The sequence below is a fragment of the Shewanella sp. AC34-MNA-CIBAN-0136 genome (assembly GCF_040309945.1).
Classification (GTDB): Bacteria; Pseudomonadota; Gammaproteobacteria; order Enterobacterales; family Shewanellaceae; genus Shewanella.
This window is the reverse complement of sequence record NZ_JBEOPJ010000009.1, coordinates 97055-120284: the sequence shown is the minus strand read 5'-3', so window position 1 is coordinate 120284 and position 23230 is coordinate 97055. Positions and strand designations below refer to the sequence as shown.

Here is a 23230-nt window from a genome sequence, read left to right as displayed (position 1 = left end):
CAATAAATCTACTTATTGTTTGCCATTTTTTAATGACGGACTATGACAATGACAACCACCAAAACAACGATATACCATAACCCTCGCTGTTCAAAAAGCCGTGAGACGCTCGCATTGTTGCAAGCTAATGCAGTAGATGTCACTGTCGTTGAATACTTAAAGACGCCACCTACAACCGCTGAAATTCAGACTATTTTGCAACAACTTGGTTTAACAGCTCGCCAGCTTATGCGCACTAAAGAAGACGAATATAAAGCTCAAAATTTGGCTGACACATCGTTATCGGAAGATCAGCTCATCGCTGCAATGGTAGCAACACCTAAATTAATTGAACGTCCTATCGTGCTAGCCAACAACAAAGCAGCCATTGGTCGTCCACCAGAAAATGTTTTGTCTATTCTTTAACGAGTAAAATAATGACTTCACAAACCTTGTTTCAACTAAGTCGAATTGGTTACCTTGCATTACTCCTGCTGCTCAGCGGCTGGTTTATTCAACAAGGCATGAATGGCACCTACTCGCTAGGATTCAGCTTAATATGGATTGTACCTCTACTGTTTCCGCTTAAAGGCATCTTAACCGGTAACCCATATACATATGCATGGGCCAGTTTTATTCTGTGTGTATACTTATTACATGGCTTAACCCTTGCTTATGTCACCACTGATGCGCTGGTATTTGCACTGATTGAATCGGTATTGATTTGTGTCTTGTTGGTGAGTTTTCCATTCTATGCTCGTAAACGCGGCCGAGAACTGGGATTAGGGTTGAAGAAAAAGTCTGAACAACAATAAACAAACTTCATTTTTGTTGCCTCACTAAGCGCCTTCGGGCGCTTTTTTGTTAGTTGCATTTATACAAAACAGCGTGCTACATTATTTTGCAAACAAGATGTTATAAAAATGTATTGTTAAATAATAATAAAATAGACATGGAGTCGCTTAATGAAGTTATCGCAAAATTTAGGGATCTATAGCCTTTTAGCCAGTGCCATATTCGTTAGCGCCTGCGGAGGAGATTCAGACAATAACGATCAAGGTGTGCCTACCTCATCCACTTTCGAAATCTGCAGTGAAAGTTTAACTTATTCAATTACCGACACAAACTCTCAATTGACTTTTACCCTTGAACAGCATTATGCCAAAGACAAGCCTGGCAGCATTATTGCCAACCTTAATGAACAAGACACTATTGGCAAATCATTTTTGTGGCAGCAGATATCAGGACCCAGTCTTGAACTAGCTGCAGTTAATAGCCAAGTGTTAGCATTCACACCCACAAGTAACCAAGATTACGCTTTTAAGGTGACTGTCTCTGGCGGTAATATCAACATTGAAGAAACGATATCAATTACTGCCGATTCTAATGACAATATTTTACGCATTAATAGCGATCATCAAATGGTGAATAGAACTGATGCGAGTTTACGTATACAAAATATAAACGGCCAAGTACCTGAAAATATTAGTTGGTGCATGTATCCGAGTGCTAATAATAAAGCCTTTACCAACGTGGATTTGAGTGACATAAATAGGCCACTTTTTGTTGCGCCAAACGTCGATACCGATCAATTATTCAGTCTTAAAGCCACTGCCACATTTGATGGCAAAACCATTAGTGATGACGTCAATTTACTCGTAACCAAAGAAAAAAACGCCCCATCGGACGCCTACTTCAACTCCCCCATTGCACGAATGCACCCTTACAAGCCTAACTCACCTTATGCTAATAATCTGGCCTATTGTGTTTACTCGAACCAACTAGTCAATCAATGTAATATTCTTAACGAGCTGCCCTTCATTAGCCAAGATACTAAGCCAGATCCGATTGATACTATTATGGACAGAGTACTGGTTTCACACGACTGGATGGGGGCAAACTTTGAAGCCTATTTACGTGCACAAACTCATAATGATTTTGTAGAATTGTTGCAATCAGTGACTGCTGTCGTCATCAGTTACGATATCAGACCAGCCTTTTATACTGGTTTTATAGGAGCAATATATCTAGACCCTGAATTTCTATGGCTGACTTCTGCTCAGCGAGATACGATTAATGAAACCCCTGATTATCGCAGCAACTTTGGTGAAGATCTAAATTACCTCTCGCCATATCGTTATGTCAAAAACAACGATTATGCTGGTCAATATATAGAAATAGGCAACCGTACTAACCGTACCATGGAGAATATGTCTTCTAACCTAGCCAGGCTCTTGTATCATGAACTGGCTCATGCAAATGATTTTTATCCACAAAACATGCATGCCAATATTCAAGGCCCTACTTTAAAAGACGAATTTAATCGTCGTTTTGATGGTAAAGAGATGACATCAGACCAACTTAACATCCGCTATCCATTAACCAGTACTGAAATGTACGCTCTTGCTAGCGTTCAATACTCTGGTGAAAATGCAAATAATACCCAAAAAGCGTATACACCGAACGATGTAGCGCAATTTATTGCAAACGATCTCGCCAACGATGATTATGCCTATTCATCAACACGAGAAGATGTTGCCATGTTGTTTGAAGAAGTGATGATGAGCCATCGATATGGTATTTTGCGTGATATCGCCATTACTGACAAACCAGAAATTGAGACGAGCTCGACGATTGTGGTTGAATGGGGCCAACGCGGCCGAGTCGGTCAACCTGAGTTATACGATCGCGCTAGCTACGTATTGAGCCAAATACTGCCTGAAGTTGATGTTAGCCAAGTGATGGACGGTTTACCTGCACCAGTAGCGTTAGTTAAAGGCCAAACTTGGGCACAAAACTTGGTGCTAACAACTGATCCATCAAAATCACCACAGAAAATCTCATCACAAACTGAAAAAAACACTGCTGAGACTAGACCATTGCAATTTAGTGGCAGTGATCACGTGAAGCAATAAACCATTGACTCACACAATAAAAAACGCCAAATGAATTCATTTGGCGTTTTTTATTGTGTGATTGCGTAGACTGATGACGATAATTTTTGCCTAAAGAATTAAAACCTAAGGTATTAAAGTCTCAACATCTCTTTTATAAACGGAATCGTCAGTTTACGCTGATGTACCATAGAAGCTTTATCGAGTTTATCGAGTACATCAAACAAGGTGCGTAAATCACGCGCCATTCGCGTCAGTAAAAAGCGCCCTACTTCATCAGACAACTGCAAACCACGCATTGCCGCTCGGCGCTGCAAGGCCACGAGCTTTTCATCGTCTGCCATTGGTTGTAATTGATAGATTAATCCCCATTGCATACGAGAAACCAAATCTGGCAATAAAAACCCCGTTTCAGAAGGTGATGCCTTTCCGCTAACAATTAAACGGCAATCTTGTTGCTCAGCTATACGATTATATAGATGAAAAATAGCTTCTTCCCATACAGGATGACCCGCTATGGCTTCTATATCATCAATACAAATCAATTCCAGAGATTCTAGGCCCTCAAATAATGCCGGTGAAATACTCGCATGAATGCCTAATGGGATATAGAGAGTGCGGCGTTCTAGGTCATTGGCAAGGGCACAAGCTGCATGCATTAAATGCGTGCGGCCTGATTTTTCTGGGCCATATACATACAAAGAAGACGCTAGATTGCCTTCAGCGCTAGCTTGAAGTTTCTGGATCAACTCATCATTACCCGAAGCAGGATAATAACTCTGAAAGGTTTCATCGTCAGGTAGATAAACGGGTAAAGATAATTGTCTTGGTGAGTTTTGTGTCACTCAGATAGGTCTCAAAATCATAAACTAACTAACGTTATTATACCTAAATCCGTCAATTATGCGAGTATCAGCAAGAATCCTGCACATAAAGATCACCTCGGTATAGCATTTCACGCTGTACAATTAAAGTGTACAGCGCACCTTTTGATAATACTTATTGGCCCAACCATTGATAAAGTAATTTAGGCGTAGAATTGTCGGCCTTAGACTCATAAAATGACTCCACACTGCCAACGGTATCTAATTTTGATAACCGACTATCAATATTAAGCAATCGTTGCAAATCATCTACACTGCTAAACAATTCTATCGTATAAGTGGCTGCTTCACCCTTAAACTGACTAAGTTTCAGGGATTTCACCGCACTAAGCTGACGAAGATAGGTTTCAATATGTACCACTTGAGTCATGTTGTTTAACCCAGTAAAGCTGACTTGGGTAGCTACATCACTGCCTGTCGAGGCTATGGCAAACTGGCTAATATAATAATCGGCCAGAATGTTCATCATTCGCTTCGTAGCTTGTTGATAATCCGTCGCTTCACCCTGTTGTGAAATTAACGGCTGTAGTACACCATTAGTTCTATTTTTATCAAATAATTTGATGGTGAAATGAACGTTACTGCTTTGAGTATCCAAATTGGCAATAGCGAAGTAATCAGCTTGATAACGGGTAGATGCATTAGCTAACACATCAGTAAACATTCCACGTACATCAGTGATACTCACTTGCATCACATCATCCAAATCCATAATCGGCAGCAATAACGGAATGCCTTTATTATTAGACTCTTGAGCCAACTCTGATCGAATATCGGCTGAAGAAGCATCAGCTAAAATAGACGGTTCATTATTTTCATCAACCGACATCCATAACAGGGTTAATGGTCGTTGACTGCCCCAAACAGGTAAACCGGCTTGACGTAACGTTGAAATAACCCGTTGATGATCAAAGCTGGCTTTGAGCATGAGTTCGCCATTTTTCTCATAATAACCATATTGAGTCAAAATGACTTCTGGGTTATTAATTTGGTCTTTTACCAATGGGTTTAATACTACACTCGGCAGACCAGAGTTTTTTAAGAAAACGGCAGCTAATGCCTCTTTAAGGGCGTTATTTTTCACATCGTTTGCGCGTGAAGCTACCGTAATATCGGCTTCATCAAGCTTGCTCACTTCAGCAGCATGTACAAGCGTAATCGAGGTTAACGCAATTAGTGGTAACGTAATGAGATTAATTAGTTTTTTCAGCATCTGATAACATAAACGCAGCAAATATAAGTGCACAAATTATATCATAATAAAATTCTATCGAGTAATGGATAACGAAAACTCTTTTTTACTGCCGCCAAATTGACCCAGTATTGTAGCCATATCAAATAACAATAATCGCTACAGCGTCCTCAAAGTTGTTATGCATATTATCGCTTTTATGTGACAATTCGCGCCGTTTAATCACACGCTAACTTTCTAAATAATGATGGAGAACAATATGAAACGCGTGTTAATTCCGCTTCAAGGCGCACAAATGCTATTTGTCGCTTTTGGGGCACTCGTGCTAATGCCGTTATTAACGGGTTTAGACACCAGTGTCGCATTATTTACAGCCGGTTTCGGTACCCTACTGTTTCAATTAGTCACTAAACGTCAAGTACCTGTATTCCTCGCTTCTTCCTTTGCCTTTATTGCGCCCATTTTATATGGCGTACAAACATGGGGTATTCCTGCCACCATGGGCGGTTTAATGGCTGCTGGCGTGGTGTATATGCTACTTGGATTAACAGTAAAACTTCGTGGCACTGGATTTATACATACTTTATTACCTCCGGTTGTTGTCGGCCCAGTCATTATGATCATTGGCTTAGGCTTAGCGCCTGTAGCCGTCAATATGGCATTAGGTAAAAGTGGTGATGGAAGCTTGATCATCGTAGAGCAAAATGTCGCGCTAACGATTTCACTTTCGGCATTAATGACCACCATAATAGTAGCGATTTTTGCTAAAGGATTGGTCCGACTAATGCCTATTCTGGCGGGTATATTGGTTGGCTATGGTGTGAGCTTAGCCTTTGGTGTTGTCGATTTCACCCCAGTTACTCAAGCAGCTTGGTTAGCCATGCCAAACTTTGTCGCCCCAGAATTTAACTGGCATGCGATTCTATTTATGATCCCAGTTGCCATTGCACCAGCGGTTGAACATATCGGCGATATTTTAGCCATTTCTAACGTGACGGGTAAAGACTATTTTAAAAAGCCTGGTTTACATCGCACCCTTACTGGCGATGGTATTGCTACGATAGCAGCGTCGGCATTGGGCGGTCCGCCTAATACCACTTACAGTGAAGTAACCGGTGCGGTTACACTGACCAAAAGTTTTGATCCACGGATCATGACTTGGACAGCCATCACTGCGATAACCCTAGCTTTTGTCGGTAAATTGGGTGCCATGATGCAAACCATACCTGTACCGGTAATGGGCGGTATTATGTGCTTATTATTTGGCTCGATTGCAGCTGTTGGATTAAATACCTTAATTCGTCATCAAGTCGATTTATCTGAACCTCGTAATCTGAGTATTGTCGGGGTAACGTTGGTGTTTGGTATTGGCGGAATGGCGTTTGGTATTGGCTCGTTTAGCTTAACGGGGATAAGTTTGTGCGGTATTGTTGCTATTTTGATGAACTTGATTTTACCTGCCGTGAAAAAGCCACAGGTTGAAAAGTAACTTTCTGTAACCGCATGCAGAAGCACTGCTTTGTAAGTACATGTTTTAAAAAATAATAAAAAGCCCCAACAACCTTTCGCTTTGGGGCTTTTTTTGAGTGCGTAAACACTCAATCATCTGCAATTACTCTGCTGCGTCTTCTGTACGGAATTTATCAGCAGTTGCTTTAATAATTGGTTGAAGTTCACCTTTTTGGAACATTTCAGTGATAATGTCACAGCCACCAATTAACTCGCCTTCTACCCATAATTGTGGGAATGTTGGCCAGTTAGCAAATTTTGGTAATTCAGCACGAATATCTGGATGCTGTAAAATATCTACGAACGCAAATTGTTCACCACAGTTGATCATCACTTGAGCAACTTGAGATGAAAATCCACAGCTTGGTAATTTAGGTGAACCTTTCATGTACACAATAATTGGGTTTTCGGTAATTTGCTGCTTAATCTTTTCTACAGTTTCCATTTGATTTCCTAAGTACGACGACTGAATACATAATGTCTATTGTACGACACCTAGACTAAGAACAAAATGCCACAGTTTGTAGGGTTTATCTAAAATCCATAAAATCGATTACTGCAATCCACATAATTCCCTAAACAATGATTCACATCACAAAAATAATCAGTACAATAGCAATAGAGCAATGTTACCTGATGGGTAAACAAAACGATAACCTGAATCCATGGAGAGATACTAATGGCCTTCGAATTACCAGCATTACCTTATGCAAAGAACGCACTTGAACCACACATTTCTCAAGAAACCATTGAGTTCCATTATGGTAAGCATCACAACACATATGTGGTTAAACTAAACGGTTTAGTTGAAGGAACTGAGTTTGCGGGCAAAACACTAGAAGAAGTTGTTAAAACTTCAACTGGCGGTATGTTCAACAACGCGGCTCAAGTTTGGAACCACACTTTTTACTGGAACTGCTTAGCACCTAATGCTGGCGGCGACGCAACTGGCGATATCGCTGCTGCTATCAATGCTTCTTTTGGTTCTTTTGAAGAATTCAAAGCTAAATTTACTGATTCTGCAGTAAATAACTTTGGTAGCGCTTGGACATGGTTAGTGAAAAAAGCTGATGGTTCATTAGCGATTGTTAACACTAGCAATGCTGCTACACCGTTAACAGATGAGTCTGTTACGATTCTATTAACTGTAGATGTATGGGAACATGCTTACTACGTTGATTACCGTAACGCACGTCCAGAATATTTAGCTCACTTCTGGCAGCTTGTTAACTGGGAATTTGTTAATAAGAATTTTGCTGCTTAATTTCGATTAACTGCAAAAACTAAAGGAGCCTTATGGCTCCTTTTTTTGTCATTTTATCCGCCTAAAGTACGCTGCCTATCATCAGACTATGTTTGCAACTATTGCAAATGCTACTGTTTGTTATTGTTTTTATTTGATTTATTTTTCATTAAAACTTCGCCAAGTTATTTACCCTGTCCTACACTTTAGTCGTAAAGCCTAATATTGCGCTAACAGATTTAACATTACATTCTTGACCATCGCATTCATCACTCAGGCTTTTTACGTCATACAACTGTACGTTTTGAGGGGGTTACTATGGGCATTTTTGAGCACTATCAACAACGCTATGAAAAAAAACGTGACGAAGAATATACCTTAGAGCAATTTCTCGATATCTGTAAACAAGACAGAAGTGCCTATGTGTCTGCTGCCGAACGGTTACTCATGGCCATTGGTGAACCGCAGATTATTGACACAGCAAAAAATCCAATTTTAAGTCGGATTTTTTCTAATCGTGTTATTGCACAATATCCCGCATTTAAAGATTTCTATGGCATGGAAGATGCGATTGAACAAATCGTGGCCTACTTGAAACATTCTGCTCAAGGCTTAGAAGAGTCAAAGCAAATATTATATCTCTTAGGCCCTGTCGGTGGCGGTAAATCATCGCTGGCCGAAAAACTCAAAGCATTAATGCAACAAGTGCCGATTTACATATTAACTGCCGATGGCGTTCGTAGTCCTGTCAACGACCACCCATTTTGTCTGTTTGATCCTGAAGAAGACAGTGAACTACTCAAAAACGAATACAACATACCAAGTCGTTATATCAAAACGATTATGTCACCATGGACAGTAAAACGTTTACACCAGTATGGTGGTGATATCTCAAAATTTAGAGTCGTAAAAGTGTATCCATCGGTGCTCGATCAAATCGGTATTGCTAAAACAGAACCCGGAGACGAAAATAACCAAGATATTTCTGCTTTGGTGGGTAAAGTTGATATTCGTCAGTTAGAACATTTTTCACAAGATGATGCCGACGCTTATGCTTACTCAGGTGCGTTATGTCGTGCAAACCAAGGGTTGATGGAGTTTGTTGAAATGTTTAAAGCCCCCATTAAGGTACTTCATCCATTATTGACTGCGACTCAGGAAGGCAATTACAACGGTACTGAAGGCTTATCGGCCTTGCCGTATAACGGTATTATTTTGGCCCATTCTAATGAGTCAGAATGGTCCGCGTTTAGGAATAATAAAAATAACGAAGCGTTTTTAGATCGCGTCTATATTGTCAAAGTGCCCTATTGTTTGCGGGTATCTGAAGAAATGGAAATTTATCAAAAATTATTGGCTAATTCTGAATTATCCACTGCATCTTGTGCACCAGGTACCTTAGAAACCCTGGCACAATTTAGTGTGTTATCGCGTTTAAAAGTGCCCGAAAACTCGTCTATTTATTCAAAAATGCGCGTCTATAACGGTGAAAGCTTAAAAGACACCGATCCCAAAGCGAAATCCTACCAAGAATATCGGGACTATGCTGGCGTAGATGAAGGCATGCAAGGGCTATCGACCCGATTTGCATTTAAGATTTTGTCACGAGTATTCAATTTTGACAGTGCAGAAATCGCCGCAAACCCAGTCCACTTATTTTATGTACTGGAAAAGCAAATTGAACAAGAACAATTTCCTAACGATATAAGTGAGAAATATTTAGAGTTTCTTAAAGGTTATTTAATCCCTAAGTATGTTGAGTTTATCGGTAAAGAGATCCAAACCGCTTACCTTGAGTCGTATTCTGAATACGGACAAAATATTTTCGATCGTTATGTTACCTATGCTGATTTTTGGATCCAAGATCAAGAATATCGCGACCCAGAAACAGGACAACTTTTTGATCGTGGTGCCTTAAATGCTGAATTGGAGAAAATTGAAAAACCAGCGGGGATCAGTAATCCAAAAGATTTCCGCAATGAAATTGTTAACTTCGTCTTACGTGCTCGAGCCAATAATGAAGGCAATAATCCTCTGTGGACTAGCTATGAGAAATTACGCATCGTGATTGAGAAAAAAATGTTTTCCAACACTGAAGATTTGCTGCCCGTTATTTCGTTTAACGGCAAAACATCGAATGACGATCAGCGTAAGCATGACGACTTTGTTAATCGCATGATGGAAAAAGGTTATACCAAAAAACAAGTCAGACTATTGTCAGAATGGTATTTACGAGTGCGTAAATCATCGTAGACACCCAATAATTGGTAGCGCCGCTGACAGGGCGCTACCAAAAATCAGACTTGGGAGCGACGTATGGCAAATTTTATTGATAGACGACTCAACGCAAAAGGAAAAAGCACTGTTAATCGGCAGCGTTTTATTGAACGCTATAAAAAACAAATCAAAAAAGCTGTCGGTGATGCGGTAACACGCCGAAGTGTTACGGATATTGATAAAGGTGAACAGATTAGTATTCCCAAGCGGGATCTCAGTGAGCCTGTTTTTAGACAAGGACAAGGTGGAATAAGGGACAGAGTTCATCCTGGCAATGATCAATTTAATCGTGGCGACCAAATTCAACGACCTAAAGGCGGACAAGGCGGTGCAGGTCAAGGCGATGCCTCAAATAGTGGCGAAGGTGACGACGATTTTGTATTTACTATTTCAAAAGATGAATATTTAGCATTGTTGTTTGAAGATCTCGAACTGCCAAACTTACAGAATAATCGCCTTAATAAATTGGTTGAATATCAAACCTATCGCGCAGGCTTCACCAATGATGGCGTACCCGCCAATATCAATATTGTCAGATCACTGCGTTCATCACTCGCTAGACGCATCGCCATGAGCGGCGGGAAAAAGAAAGCACTACAGGCATTGGAAGCCGAACTTGCGGTATTAGAAGATACTCCTGGCGCTCAAGCCGAGCGGATTATAGCCATCAAAGAGCAAATAACAGTGCTCAAGCAGCAAATCGCTAAAGTACCATTTATCGATACCTTTGATTTACGCTATAACAACTATGCGAAACGCGAAGTCCCTTCTAGTCAAGCGGTGATGTTTTGTTTAATGGATGTGTCAGGTTCGATGGATCAAGCTACCAAAGATATGGCTAAACGTTTTTATATTCTATTGTATCTATTTCTGACCCGCAGTTATCAGAACCTCGAGGTAGTATATATTCGCCACCATACACAGGCAAAAGAAGTCGATGAACACGAATTTTTTTACTCACAAGAAACCGGCGGAACCATAGTATCAAGCGCATTAAAACTGATGCATGAAATACAACAAGCTCGTTACCCTGAAAATGAATGGAATATCTATGCAGCTCAAGCTTCTGATGGCGATAATTGGTCCGACGACTCCCCCACTTGCCATGAAATATTAGCAAAACATATTCTGCCCAAAGTACGCTATTTCAGTTACATCGAAATCAGTCATCGGGCTCATCAAACCTTGTGGCATCAATATGAACAGTTACAACAGCAATTTGACAATATTGCGGTACAGCATATTCACCAAGTTGAAGATATCTATCCCGTTTTCCGTGAACTCTTTAAAAAACAAGCTATATAGGAGGCTATCATGGTTCAACATAAACGTAACCCGTTAGATGATGGTCCCGAGTGGACATTTGATTTACTGCAACAATATCAATATGAAATTGAACAGGCCGCGGCTTTCTTTAAACTTGATACTTATCCGAATCAAATTGAAATTATTACCGCGGAACAAATGATGGATGCCTATGCAGGGATAGGAATGCCCATTGGTTACACTCATTGGTCATTTGGTAAACGGTTTATCCAAACAGAACAAGGCTACAAGCGCGGCCAAATGGGGTTAGCTTATGAAATTGTGATAAATTCCGACCCCTGCATCGCCTATTTAATGGAAGAAAATACCATCACGATGCAAGCATTGGTTATGGCTCACGCCTGTTATGGCCACAATAGTTTTTTTAAAAATAACTATTTATTTAACACCTGGACCGATGCCAGTTCGATTATTGATTATTTAGTTTTTGCTAAGAATTATATTCGTGAATGTGAATTACGTTATGGTGTAGAGCAAGTTGAACTGACCTTAGACTCTTGCCATGCATTAATGAATTACGGTGTAGACCGCTACAAACGTCCAGCTGAAGTGTCACTCAAAGAAGAACAAGCAAGACAACAAGAGCGTGAAGATTATCTGCAAAGCCAAGTGAATGACTTATGGCGAACGCTGCCTACATCACCACAAACAGACACCCCTGAAACGACGGCTATTTTCCCCAGTGAACCTCAAGAAAACATTTTATATTTTATTGAAAAAAACGCACCATTATTAGCACCTTGGCAACGTGAATTGGTGCGCATAGTACGTAAGATGGCGCAATATTTTTACCCACAAAAGCAAACCCAAGTGATGAACGAAGGCTGGGCAACTTTTTGGCATTACACCATACTCAATCGCTTATATGATACCGATAAAGTTACCGACCGTTTCATGTTGGAATTCTTGCAAAATCACACCGCAGTGGTCGCTCAACCTGCCTATAATAGTCCACATTATAGTGGCATAAACCCCTATGCTTTAGGGTTTGCAATGTTTATCGATATCAGACGCATCTGCGAAACCCCCACTGAAGAAGATCGAAAATGGTTTCCAGACATTGCAGGCAGCGATTGGCTGACAACGGTTCACTTTGCCATGAAACACTTTAAAGATGAGAGTTTTATTAGCCAATATTTATCACCTAAAGTGATTCGTGACTTTAAGCTATTTGGTATTTTAGATAATGAAAAACGCAGTCAACTATCAATATCGGCCATTCATGATGATCAAGGTTACCAAGATATTCGCAACACCCTATCACAACAATATAATCTGTCGAATATCGAGCCCAATATACAAGTACAACAAGTGCAAGTGAACGGTGACAGGTCAATTATCTTACGCTACATACCATTTGACGGCATCCCGCTGGCAGACAACCATCAAGAGGTATTAAAGCATTTACATCGATTATGGGGATTTAATGTCACCTTGGAGCAACTTGATGACTTAGGCATTGTTAGTACCTTATCAATGTGTCCAGAAACGGCAGCATAAAGTCTATCTAGTTTACAGTCTGTGGTTTGAACGAGATGATTTATGCTATAAAAAAGAGCCAATCGATTTAATTGGCTCTTTTTTAAGTGTAAATGAGAGGTTTTACTCACTAATTCACTAATTCACTAATTCACTAGGATTTATCATGACCCATTTCAGCAGGTAAATCATCACGTAATTTTTGCCACATTTTGCCACTTTCGATACCATTGATACGCATTAATGCTGGTACGTCAGAGTAATTTTTATCTTTAGCTAACTTTTCAAGTTTGACATAAAAACGCATGGTTAATTCACGAGCTTCTTGGCTCGAAAAATAATATCGACCAACACGATTATAAAGACCTTTGAAACCATTTAAAATCAATACATACAATGGATTACCTGATGCAAAAGCTAATGTATGATGCAATTGATAATCAAATGTAGCATACGCTTCTGCATCATTTTCTAAGCTATGAATACCCGCTAATACATCAACTACTTTTTCAGGATTGTGGCGAATGGAGGCCCGAAAGTAAATGTTGCTTACGTTACCACGAGCAGCCATTAATTGGTCGACAAGTAGCGGAAAACCATCCGGATTTAAATCAGCAATGGTTTCTAAAATATTTAACCCAGACGTTTCCCAAAAATTATTCACCTGGGTAGGTTTACCATGTTGAATTTTCAACCAACCATCTCGAGCAAGACGTTGTAACACTTCTCTTAACGTTGTTCGAGTAACACCGATAAGTTCAGAGAGCTCACGTTCAGCAGGTAAAATTGATCCCGGTGGAAATTTGTTTTCCCAAATGGAACGAACAATATATTTCTCGGCAAAACTCGCTGGCCCTTTGGCATTGATGATCATCAGCCTTCATATCCTATTGCTAAACAATGGCGAAACTATTGTGACTGATCATACCAGAGCGGTAGAAAATAAAAACCATTGTTTAATCACTACGCTCATTACGATTGATTTTCAAACAACTAAACTGAGCAAAAATCAATAATTGAATATTCATCACATTAAACCACTATAATCATCGACATATCATCAATTTATCTGATAGAACTCTTTAAGTTTAGTATATAATGATGTAGCTGGTTTGTTAACGCTACGTGTTAATTCTAACGACAATAACAGCGTTACAATTCGATTTTTTTTAAGCTACACTAGCGATGAAAATAAGAGCCATACGTAGTTAGTGAGTAAACTATTTTGCTAACACATTGTTTGCTATAACAAGATATCTTTATTCAACAGAGAGTAATTGGCCAAAATACTCAGTTCAATCGAATTGAATTTTAAACTCAATTAACGAAAAATTGATGCTTATCAAGTTTTCTAATCTGAGTTGCCTCTATTCTCCCAAATCTATTTGAAAATAATGATGTATTGTAAGCTATCAAAAAATGGTAACAATACTGCCACAATAACAATATCGGAGAGGCTGATATGCCTGTAACCAAAAGTCAGGCGCTATTTGTAAACTTTTTAGGCAATTCACCTAAATGGTACAAATACGCAATTTTGGCATTTTTAGTAATAAATCCCCTGCTGTTTTTTTATGTCAGTCCATTTATCGCTGGATGGGTGCTAGTCGTTGAATTTATTTTCACTCTAGCAATGGCACTTAAATGTTATCCACTTCAGCCAGGCGGTTTGCTCGCAATTCAAGCCGTATTTATTGGCATGACATCTCCCTCGCAAGTTCTACATGAAATTGAAGCAAACTTAGAAGTATTGTTACTTTTAGTCTTCATGGTCGCTGGTATTTACTTTATGAAGCAGTTGTTACTGTTTGTATTTACCAAGATGATTACCAAAGTACGTTCGAAAATCATCGTTTCATTGATGTTTTGTACTGCGTCGGCATTTTTATCTGCGTTCTTAGATGCGTTAACGGTCATCGCGGTTATTATTGCTGTTGCCGTTGGTTTTTACTCTATCTACCACAAAGTGGCTTCAGGAAAGAGTTTTAATGATGGTCACGACCATACATCTGAAACAACTGAACAGTTAAACAATGAAGAATTAGAATCGTTCCGAGCATTCTTACGTAATTTATTAATGCATTCAGGCATTGGTACCGCTCTTGGTGGTGTTTGCACCATGGTTGGCGAACCACAAAACTTAATCATTGCGGCCCAAGCCCATTGGCAGTTTGGTGAGTTTTTCTTACGGATGTCGCCAGTGACAATGCCAGTATTGGTTGCAGGTATATTCACTTGTTTTCTTGTCGAAAAATTCAAAGTCTTTGGTTATGGCGCACAATTACCTGATGCAGTACATAAGATTTTAACTGATTACGCCACTCATGAAGACTCGCACAGAACCAATCAAGATAAAATGAAATTGGTTATCCAAGCCCTTATTGGTATTTGGTTAATTGCTGGTTTAGCACTTCACCTAGCTTCTGTTGGCCTCATTGGTTTATCAGTCATCATCTTAGCCACTGCGTTTAATGGTATAACCGACGAACATTCTTTGGGTAAAGCATTTGAAGAAGCTTTACCTTTCACTGCACTATTGGCGGTATTTTTTGCCATCGTTGGTGTGATTATTGACCAGGAACTGTTTGCTCCAGTGATCCAATGGGCATTAGGTTATGAAGGCAATATGCAGTTAGTGATTTTTTACATCGCTAACGGCTTGTTATCTATGGTCAGTGATAACGTGTTTGTGGGAACTGTTTACATTAATGAAGTGAAAGCAGCATTGATGAGTGGCCAAATCACTCGAGATCAATTTGATTTACTTGCTGTGGCAATTAATACCGGTACTAACCTACCTTCTGTGGCTACGCCGAATGGACAAGCAGCGTTCTTATTCTTGTTAACCTCGGCCATAGCACCGCTTATTCGTTTATCGTACGGCCGTATGGTATGGATGGCGTTGCCTTATACGATTGTATTATCAATTGTGGGCGTGATGGCCATTGAGTCAGGTTTCTTAGTCGACATGACTGATTTACTTTATGAAACTCAATTAATTATCCACCACTCAGCCAAAGACATCAGTGGCGCGGCAATGGGGCATTAATTAAATCAGCTTATTGGACTTAGTAGATAAATTATCTTAAAGTCTCTATTGTTTGTGTAAACACCCTCATTTGAGGGTGTTTTTTTATCTGTTAACACATTTATTAGGAACTGAAATTGTCGCAACTACAGCAGTTTTGCCATAACCGTTTGTCTTGGGGTTTATTATTATTGTCCGCCATTGGATTGGAATTGGCAGCCCTTTTCTTTCAATATGGAATGGATCTAGCGCCGTGTGTCATGTGCATTTATATTCGGGTTGCTGTACTCGGTATTATTCTGGCAGCGCTGATAGGGATACTACAACCTAAAGTGTGGTTGTTACGATTAGTGGGTATGGCTGGATGGTCTGTATCGGCGGTTTGGGGCTTCAAATTAGCTTATGATCTAAACCAGATGCAAGTTAATCCTTCACCGTTTGCGACTTGTTCTTTTTACCCCGAATTCCCCAGTTTTATGCCATTAGACACCTGGTTACCTTCAGTATTCTCGCCAACAGGCATGTGTAGTGACTCACCATGGTCGTGGCTGTCTGTCAGCATGGCACAATGGATGATGCTTGGTTTTGCTGTTTATGGTGTTATTTGGTTGTTGATGTTGTTACCTGCACTTAAATCTGTAAAATAAATCAGCAAAAAGTTCGAAATCAAATATAAAAAAGACCTCATTGAGGTCTTTTTTATATTTAAAGAATTGATTATTCAACGTCTAGCATCGGCCACAGTACAATACAGTCTTCCAAATACTTCACTTTCATTTCGTTTACGGTTTTACCTTGTACCGAAATACCCGCCGCATGCATAGCCTGTTTATTTCCAGTCAATAACGGATGCCAGCTAGGTAAGCCTTTGCCAACATGCAAACGTCGGTAAGCACAGCTATCGGGTAACCAAGTCAGCTCAGCAATATTCTCAGGCGTAATGGCAGTACATTCAGGCACATAAGTAAAACGATCAGGATATCTTCGGCAACCACAAGTATCGTTGTCCAATAGATGGCAGGCGGCATTGGTATAATAAAGTTCATCCGTTTCATCATCGATGATTTTATTTAGACAGCACTTACCGCAGCCGTCACAAAGAGACTCCCATTGTTCGGGGGTCATGTTTTCTAGAGGTGTGGTTATCCAAAACTGAGTCATCATTTTATGTCTAAAGTGGCTTATTATCTAAATTTTCACGCATTTTACACCTAAAACGGTACAATTTACTGTTTAATTTTCTCAGAAAGGTAGGTTATTGCCAGTGTATCGTACAAAGAATTATTAAATTGATGTAATAATCGAAAATTATTATAGGTTAAATAAAAGCGGCCTTTGGGTCCATCCGGCGCAATTAATGATACTTCCATGTCATTACGTTGGGGTAAATTTGTACCATCAAAACGCCTGACACCATAGGCTTGCCAATCTGGAAATGTGTGATGTGATTGTAAACCAAGTAAGTTTGGATCTAACATCATTGTCGTTTTTACCTGTCTTCCCCACGTAGAATCATATTGCCAATCTTGTTGATGTAGCATATTAGCCGTAGATGCAAAGGCATCATCCATACTGCTCCAAACATCAATGATGCCATCTTTATCGGCATCTATACCGTATTGGAGTATCTGGCTAGGCATCATTTGCATCTGTCCCATCGCCCCTGATGAAGAACTTTGCAATAAATCTTCGGTAATATTTTTTTGTTCGATTAGCTTGAGCGCTGCAATAAATTCATTAATGTAAAAAGCTTCTTTATCGCCTTTATAAGCCAGTGAGGCTAAAACAGATAACCCAGAAAAACGTCCTGTTCGCTCTCCAAATCGAGAGTTCATCCCCCATAATGCCATCAGGAATCGGGACTGAACTTGATAAGTTCGGCTAATATTTTCTATTTGCGATTCATGTTGCTGAAACATTGCTCTGGCTGTACTCACGGTAATTTCAGGTACAGCTTGGGGAATAAAGTGTTCTAATGTTTGTGATTCATCTGAATGGGTATTGAGGCTGGCTTTTTTGAAGATTTTAATATTAGCAATATAGCGTTCTGCTGTCAGTTGATTAACGCCAGTGGCTATTGCCCTTTGTTGTAGTTCCAACAAATAGTCGGAAAATTCGCCACGACTGTCTTCTGCCATGGCAATATTAGAACAAATGAAGTAACAAAATGCACATAAAATGATTTTTTGAATCATATTCGTCTTGATTACTCCTTTAAGAATGAGCTTATTTCTTAAAAGCTAATTCTTGTTTATGTTGTTCGAGTAAATTAATTTGCGGTGGTGGTATTTGCAAGTAATAGCCTTTTTCTACTAATGCTGACTTAACTTTGTCAATATCAGCGATACCTAAATGATCTCGTTTAGATAAAGGTACAATCATCACTAATGTCTTTGAACCAAACATTTCCATTAACGGTTCAGGAACGTCATCAAATACATCACGTTTTTTGACAAAAAGGTAAGTATCTGCTCTTCGACCGCTTTTATATACTGCACATATCATTTTAGTGTAAATTTCCAAAGGTTCAAACTTGATAGTCAACTAAGCACACTATAACATGGTGGCACAAGAAAATAATTGTAAATCAGTTTATCGCTGAAGTATTGGAGAATCACGCCGGGATGGCTAAACAAAATCTCGAATTAAAGGCCACGTCTTTTACCTTATCAGTACTGCATATCAATCATAACGATCTCGATATCATTGCGGCTGAATTAGACAACAAATTGGCTCAAGCTCCCCAGTTTTTTTTGGGCGCCCCCTTGGTATTAAATTTATCAGCCATTCAGCATACTCACATTGATTTTAATGCACTAAAACAATTATTAATTGACCGAAATCTTATTATTGTAGGCATTACCGATGCCAGCCCAGAACAAATTGAACAAGCAAAAAGCATGGCAATTGCAGTGGTTAAATCGGGTAAACAAGCCCGCAAAGCTGAGTTGCCTGTACGAGCAACTAAAATTGTTAAACAAAATGTGCGTTCTGGACAACAAATATACGCACAAAATGCTGATTTAATCATTTTTGGTGCGGTTGGTAATGGCGCTGAAGTCATTGCTGATGGTAGCATCCATATATATGGTGCTCTTCGTGGGAAAGCCATGGCGGGTGCTGCGGGAGATAATCAAAGTGTGATTATCGCTAACTCGTTAGAAGCAGAATTAGTATCGATTGCTGGACAGTATTGGTTGACAGAACATTTGCAACAATACGATCTAAGTCAAAGAGGCTGTGTTCGCCTTGAAGGCGCATCTCTTACTGTTGAATCATTGCCCCAATAATCGGCAAATACAAGGATATAAATATAAATGGCGCAAATTATTGTTGTCACATCAGGTAAAGGCGGTGTGGGTAAAACAACATCCAGTGCAGCAATTGCCACCGGATTGGCCTTAAAAGGAAAGAAAACTGTCGTTATCGATTTTGATATTGGGTTACGTAATCTTGATTTGATTATGGGTTGTGAACGCAGAGTCGTATATGATTTTGTTAACGTCATTAATGGTGAAGCTAATTTGAACCAAGCGTTAATTAAAGATAAACGCTGCGACAAACTGTTTATCTTACCCGCGTCTCAAACACGCGATAAAGATGCGCTCACTAAAGAAGGCGTTGGCCGGGTACTTGAGAATTTAGCCAAAGATTTCGATTATATTGTTTGTGATTCACCAGCGGGTATTGAACAAGGTGCCATGATGGCGCTTTACTTTGCCGACATCGCGATTGTTACCACTAACCCTGAAGTGAGTTCTGTACGTGACTCAGATCGTATATTAGGCATGCTGCAGAGCCGTTCACGTCGTGCGGAATTGTCTTTAGAGCCCATAAAAGAATATTTATTGTTAACTCGTTACTCTCCTGCGCGGGTCAAAACGGGTGAAATGCTCAGTGTTGAGGATGTGAAGGAAATATTAGCCATTGAATTACTCGGTGTGATCCCTGAGTCTCAATCGGTACTGAAGGCGTCAAACTCTGGTGTACCGGTCATTATTGATCAAGAAAGTGATGCAGGTTTAGCTTATGGCGATACGGTTGCACGCTTATTAGGTGATGATGTACCTGTTCGATTTATTACAGAAGAAAAAAAGGGATTCCTTAAAAGGATATTTGGGAGCTAACTATGTCGATACTTGATTATTTTAGAAGCAGTAAAAAGCCCAATACCGCATCATTGGCAAAAGAACGATTACAAATTATTGTGGCTCATCAACGTGGTGAACGTGGTGCACCTGATTATTTCCCAAAGATGAAACAAGAAATCATCGAAGTGATCCGTAAATATGTGCAAATATCAGATGACCAAGTCTCTGTGCAACTTGACCAAAACGATGACAATTTATCGGTGTTAGAGTTAAACGTTACCTTACCTGATTCAAAGTAATCAGCCAAGGTCACCCTACTCTGCTTAACACAAAAAAGGATACTGGCATTATGCGAGTATCCTTTTTTGGTATGTTGATAAATTGCATTAACTAAAGCGGTATCAACTAAAGCTGTATTAACTAAAGCGCACTGGCTCTAGTAAATCACCTACCAACTGCCCACGCCAACCGACCAAGAGTATCGGTGTTGGTGTTTGTTTGTTGTGATACAACCATAATAGAAATTCATGAATATGGCGCTTAGAACCAACAAATTCTAATGCGACATTTTCACGCTCACATAATTCAGTTAAGACTGTTTTAACTTCTTTAAAAGCTGATTTATAACCTGACTTAAGCGCAACAACATCAACTTCTTCAGGTAGATTAATTAAATCTGCCGTCGCCATAACTGTTAATAAATCTTTGCCGTGAATACGTTTCTCTTGATCTGTTAAGTCATTTAAACTATTCAATTCCGCCAGTGTGGTCGGTTGTTTTTTGGCTAATGCAATTAATGCATGGTCTTTTACCACAAAACCCAGCGCAAGATTACGGCTTACCGCTTTGGCTAGACGCCATTTCGCCAATACTTTTAAATAGGCTAGCTGCTGACTCGATAGTTGAAACGCATTTTTAACTTTAAGGTAAACGCTGTCGCCTTCTGGCAATGACATGCGCCCTTCAGTCATACGCTGACCTTCTTCAAACAACCATTCAAGACGATTGTCCGCAGCAAGCTTCTGTTGCAGCTGAGGGTATAATTGATATAAATAAAACACATCATTAGCCGCATACTGTAATTGCGCATCAGACAGTGGACGATTCATCCAATCCGTACGTGATTCGCCTTTATCTATTTCGACTTGCAAGCATGCGTCAACGAGCTTGGCATAACCTAATCCGTGGCCTAAACCAGCAAAGCTTGCCGCTATTTGGCTATCAAATAAAGGGCTTGGTTGGCATTCACCATAATGAGCAAACACCTCGAGATCTTCACTGCATGAATGCACTAATTTGACAATATTTTGGTCAGTTAATAACTGCCAAAATGGGCTTAAATCGGTAATCGCAACCGGATCAATTAAGGCTAAAGTTTTGCCATCATAGGCTTGAATAAGGCCTAATTTAGCATAATAGGTTCGAGTGCGGACAAACTCAGTATCTAGCACCAGCAAGGTGCTTTGTTGGTATTGTTCAACTAATGACAACAGGCTGGCATCATCACTGATATATTCAAACGTTAACAAAATAGGCTCCGCTAAAAAAAGGTGTGAGCAATACGATAAGCTGATAACAACCAAACATAAAAAAGCCGGCTTAGTTGCCGGCTTTGATTTTACGCTTTGTTAACTTCATCTCGAAGTTGTCGGCGTAAAATTTTACCCACATTGGTTTTCGGTAATTCGTCTCTAAATTCTACCAGCTTAGGAACTTTATATCCCGTTAAATGATGACGGCAGTGCTTAATCAGTTCTTCTTCGGTTAATGATTTGTCTTTTGCTACCACAAAAATCTTCACTAACTCGCCACTGGCATCATTAGGAACGCCAACAGCAGCGACTTCGATAACTTTAGGGTGTAGGGCAACAACCTCTTCCACTTCATTCGGAAATACGTTAAAACCTGACACTAAAATCATGTCTTTTTTACGATCGACAATGAAAAAGAAACCTTTTTCATCCATATAACCAATATCACCAGTGGCTAACCAACCGTTTTTATCAATCACACTGGCCGTTTCTTCCGGACGCTGCCAATAGCCTTGCATCACTTGCGGGCCTTGAGCATACAACTCACCGGTTTCACCCTGGGCTAATACTTTACCATCATCATCACGTATCTGAATGAAGGTTGAAGGCGCAGGAAAACCAATAGAGCCATTGTACCCACTGAGATTATATGGGCAGCATGTGACCAATGGTGAGGCTTCAGTTAAACCATAGCCTTCGAGTAAACGTGTCTTAGTAAGGTTTTGCCATTTATCAGCAACGGCGCGCTGCACCGCCATCCCGCCGCCAATAGACAATTTTAAACCAGAAAAATCAAGTTGAGTAAATTCTTCATTATTAACCAAAGCATTGAATAAGGTATTAACACCCGTCAATACCGTAAACGGGTACTTTCTAAGTTCACCCACAAATGCTGGGATATCTCGAGGGTTAGTGATCAGAAGATTTTTACTGCCTTTGTGTAAAAACAATAAACAGTTAACTGTCAGTGCGAAAATATGGTAAAGAGGCAATGCTGTCACCACAAACTCAGCACCATCATCAAGCGTTGGAGAATAAGCGCCACTAGCTTGTAAAACGTTACTTACTACGTTTTTATGGCTTAACATGGCACCTTTAGATACCCCTGTAGTTCCACCGGTATACTGTAAAAAGGCCAAATCCTCGCCACTAATATCGGCTTTAATGTACTGCAGGCGTCGGCCTTTAGAGAGCGCATCGCGAAATGATAATGCATGCGGTAAATGATATTTTGGTACTAATCTTTTAATGTATTTAACAACAAAATTCACTAAGGTGCGTTTGGGTGCGCTGAGCTGATCACCAAGGTTAGTGATAATGACCGACTCTATTGGTGTTTGATCAACAACTTCTTCTAGAGTGTTAGCAAAGTTAGACACCACAATGATGGCTCTTGCACCCGAATCGACTAATTGATGTTTTAATTCCCGTGGCGTATACAGTGGGTTAACATTAACCACCACCATACCCGCACGTAAAATACCAAACAGAGCAATAGGATATTGCAGCAAATTGGGCATCATAATGGCAACACGGTCGCCTTTATTTAAGTGCAGTTCGTTTTGTAAATATGCAGCAAATGCTCGACTTCGCTCTTCGAGTTTACGGTACGTCATCGTCGCACCCATGTTAATAAATGCAGGTTGGTCAGCATATTTTGCTACTGCATCTTCGAACATGTGTACTAAAGAACTGAATTGAGATGGGTCGATTTCGGCCGGAACATGTTCAGGTAAATTATTAATCCAAGGCTGGTCCACAGGTGTCTCCTAATAATGCCCACTGTGCTAAGACGT

22 protein-coding genes are annotated in these 23230 nt (G+C 39.9%); 13 read left to right on the top strand and 9 right to left on the bottom strand.

Annotated elements, in window-relative coordinates; translation table 11 throughout:
- Nucleotides 1-48: 48 nt before the first annotated feature.
- The 3 genes from arsC to AAEY94_RS11070 all read left to right on the top strand — a co-directional run bounded on the left by arsC (nucleotide 49) and on the right by AAEY94_RS11070 (nucleotide 2894).
- Nucleotides 49-405 carry an arsenate reductase (glutaredoxin) gene (arsC, locus tag AAEY94_RS11080; protein ID WP_350978824.1) on the top strand — a complete coding sequence of 119 codons (357 nt, stop codon included), beginning with the start codon at nucleotides 49-51 and terminating at the stop codon, nucleotides 403-405.
- An 11-nt stretch (nucleotides 406-416) separates the two neighbouring features.
- Nucleotides 417-794, top strand: a complete 378-nt coding sequence (locus tag AAEY94_RS11075) for a DUF2069 domain-containing protein (protein ID WP_011637219.1) — start codon at nucleotides 417-419, stop codon at nucleotides 792-794.
- A 150-nt stretch (nucleotides 795-944) separates the two neighbouring features.
- Nucleotides 945-2894: a hypothetical protein gene (locus AAEY94_RS11070; protein WP_350978822.1), complete on the top strand. Its 1950-nt coding sequence runs from the start codon at nucleotides 945-947 to the stop codon at nucleotides 2892-2894.
- Between the two features lie 113 nt (nucleotides 2895-3007).
- Here AAEY94_RS11070 and hda read toward each other — a convergent pair whose 3' ends face one another.
- Nucleotides 3008-3718: a DnaA inactivator Hda gene (hda, locus tag AAEY94_RS11065; protein ID WP_059745344.1), complete on the bottom strand. Its 711-nt coding sequence runs from the start codon at nucleotides 3716-3718 to the stop codon at nucleotides 3008-3010.
- Between the two features lie 154 nt (nucleotides 3719-3872).
- Nucleotides 3873-4970, bottom strand: coding sequence for a DUF2066 domain-containing protein (locus AAEY94_RS11060; protein ID WP_350978820.1), 1098 nt, complete (start codon nucleotides 4968-4970; stop codon nucleotides 3873-3875).
- A 238-nt stretch (nucleotides 4971-5208) separates the two neighbouring features.
- Between AAEY94_RS11060 and AAEY94_RS11055 the strand changes: the two genes are divergently transcribed.
- Nucleotides 5209-6438 (top strand): uracil-xanthine permease family protein, encoded by a 1230-nt coding sequence (locus AAEY94_RS11055; RefSeq protein WP_101087591.1) that lies wholly within the window; start codon nucleotides 5209-5211, stop codon nucleotides 6436-6438.
- 123 nt (nucleotides 6439-6561) lie between these two features.
- Here AAEY94_RS11055 and grxD read toward each other — a convergent pair whose 3' ends face one another.
- Complete coding sequence (gene grxD, locus AAEY94_RS11050) at nucleotides 6562-6903, bottom strand: Grx4 family monothiol glutaredoxin (RefSeq protein ID WP_101087590.1); 342 nt, start codon at nucleotides 6901-6903, stop codon at nucleotides 6562-6564.
- Nucleotides 6904-7137: 234 nt separating this feature from the next.
- Here grxD and sodB point away from each other — a divergent pair, with 234 nt between their 5' ends.
- The 4 genes from sodB to AAEY94_RS11030 all read left to right on the top strand — a co-directional run bounded on the left by sodB (nucleotide 7138) and on the right by AAEY94_RS11030 (nucleotide 12804).
- On the top strand, nucleotides 7138-7722 hold the full coding sequence (gene sodB / locus AAEY94_RS11045) for a superoxide dismutase [Fe] (RefSeq protein WP_350978818.1): 585 nt from the start codon (nucleotides 7138-7140) through the stop codon (nucleotides 7720-7722).
- Nucleotides 7723-8019: 297 nt separating this feature from the next.
- Nucleotides 8020-9954 (top strand): PrkA family serine protein kinase, encoded by a 1935-nt coding sequence (locus AAEY94_RS11040; protein ID WP_182743669.1) that lies wholly within the window; start codon nucleotides 8020-8022, stop codon nucleotides 9952-9954.
- Nucleotides 9955-10017: 63 nt separating this feature from the next.
- On the top strand, nucleotides 10018-11283 hold the full coding sequence (locus AAEY94_RS11035; RefSeq protein WP_182743670.1) for a YeaH/YhbH family protein: 1266 nt from the start codon (nucleotides 10018-10020) through the stop codon (nucleotides 11281-11283).
- 9 nt (nucleotides 11284-11292) lie between these two features.
- A complete protein-coding gene (locus AAEY94_RS11030; protein ID WP_182743671.1) occupies nucleotides 11293-12804 on the top strand; it encodes a SpoVR family protein in 1512 nt (503 codons plus the stop codon).
- 133 nt (nucleotides 12805-12937) lie between these two features.
- On the opposite strand, the gene fadR is transcribed toward AAEY94_RS11030, so the two are convergent.
- Nucleotides 12938-13657 (bottom strand): fatty acid metabolism transcriptional regulator FadR, encoded by a 720-nt coding sequence (gene fadR / locus AAEY94_RS11025; protein WP_101087586.1) that lies wholly within the window; start codon nucleotides 13655-13657, stop codon nucleotides 12938-12940.
- A 588-nt stretch (nucleotides 13658-14245) separates the two neighbouring features.
- Here fadR and nhaB point away from each other — a divergent pair.
- On the top strand, nucleotides 14246-15832 hold the full coding sequence (gene nhaB / locus AAEY94_RS11020; RefSeq protein ID WP_101087585.1) for a sodium/proton antiporter NhaB: 1587 nt from the start codon (nucleotides 14246-14248) through the stop codon (nucleotides 15830-15832).
- A gap of 116 nt (nucleotides 15833-15948) precedes the next feature.
- Nucleotides 15949-16458, top strand: coding sequence for a disulfide bond formation protein DsbB (gene dsbB, locus AAEY94_RS11015; RefSeq protein ID WP_350978815.1), 510 nt, complete (start codon nucleotides 15949-15951; stop codon nucleotides 16456-16458).
- 70 nt (nucleotides 16459-16528) lie between these two features.
- Here dsbB and AAEY94_RS11010 read toward each other — a convergent pair whose 3' ends face one another.
- The 3 genes from AAEY94_RS11010 to AAEY94_RS11000 all read right to left on the bottom strand — a co-directional run bounded on the left by AAEY94_RS11010 (nucleotide 16529) and on the right by AAEY94_RS11000 (nucleotide 18316).
- Complete coding sequence (locus AAEY94_RS11010; protein WP_162022933.1) at nucleotides 16529-16975, bottom strand: YcgN family cysteine cluster protein; 447 nt, start codon at nucleotides 16973-16975, stop codon at nucleotides 16529-16531.
- Nucleotides 16976-17037: 62 nt separating this feature from the next.
- On the bottom strand, nucleotides 17038-18006 hold the full coding sequence (locus AAEY94_RS11005; RefSeq protein WP_350978813.1) for a lytic murein transglycosylase: 969 nt from the start codon (nucleotides 18004-18006) through the stop codon (nucleotides 17038-17040).
- 31 nt (nucleotides 18007-18037) lie between these two features.
- On the bottom strand, nucleotides 18038-18316 hold the full coding sequence (locus AAEY94_RS11000) for a YcgL domain-containing protein (RefSeq protein WP_101087581.1): 279 nt from the start codon (nucleotides 18314-18316) through the stop codon (nucleotides 18038-18040).
- Nucleotides 18317-18435: 119 nt separating this feature from the next.
- On the opposite strand from AAEY94_RS11000, the gene minC reads away from it, so the two are divergent.
- Genes minC through minE form a run of 3 tightly spaced genes read left to right on the top strand, consistent with a single transcriptional unit; the run spans nucleotide 18436 to nucleotide 20201 of the window.
- On the top strand, nucleotides 18436-19101 hold the full coding sequence (minC, locus tag AAEY94_RS10995; RefSeq protein WP_101087580.1) for a septum site-determining protein MinC: 666 nt from the start codon (nucleotides 18436-18438) through the stop codon (nucleotides 19099-19101).
- A gap of 27 nt (nucleotides 19102-19128) precedes the next feature.
- Nucleotides 19129-19938 (top strand): septum site-determining protein MinD, encoded by an 810-nt coding sequence (gene minD, locus AAEY94_RS10990; protein WP_011637202.1) that lies wholly within the window; start codon nucleotides 19129-19131, stop codon nucleotides 19936-19938.
- 2 nt (nucleotides 19939-19940) lie between these two features.
- On the top strand, nucleotides 19941-20201 hold the full coding sequence (gene minE, locus AAEY94_RS10985; protein WP_011637201.1) for a cell division topological specificity factor MinE: 261 nt from the start codon (nucleotides 19941-19943) through the stop codon (nucleotides 20199-20201).
- Nucleotides 20202-20318: 117 nt separating this feature from the next.
- On the opposite strand, the gene rnd is transcribed toward minE, so the two are convergent.
- Together rnd and fadD are read right to left on the bottom strand one after the other, a co-directional pair.
- Nucleotides 20319-21431, bottom strand: a complete 1113-nt coding sequence (gene rnd / locus AAEY94_RS10980; protein ID WP_101087579.1) for a ribonuclease D — start codon at nucleotides 21429-21431, stop codon at nucleotides 20319-20321.
- A gap of 89 nt (nucleotides 21432-21520) precedes the next feature.
- Complete coding sequence (gene fadD, locus AAEY94_RS10975; RefSeq protein ID WP_101087578.1) at nucleotides 21521-23194, bottom strand: long-chain-fatty-acid--CoA ligase FadD; 1674 nt, start codon at nucleotides 23192-23194, stop codon at nucleotides 21521-21523.
- Nucleotides 23195-23230 lie beyond the last annotated feature (36 nt).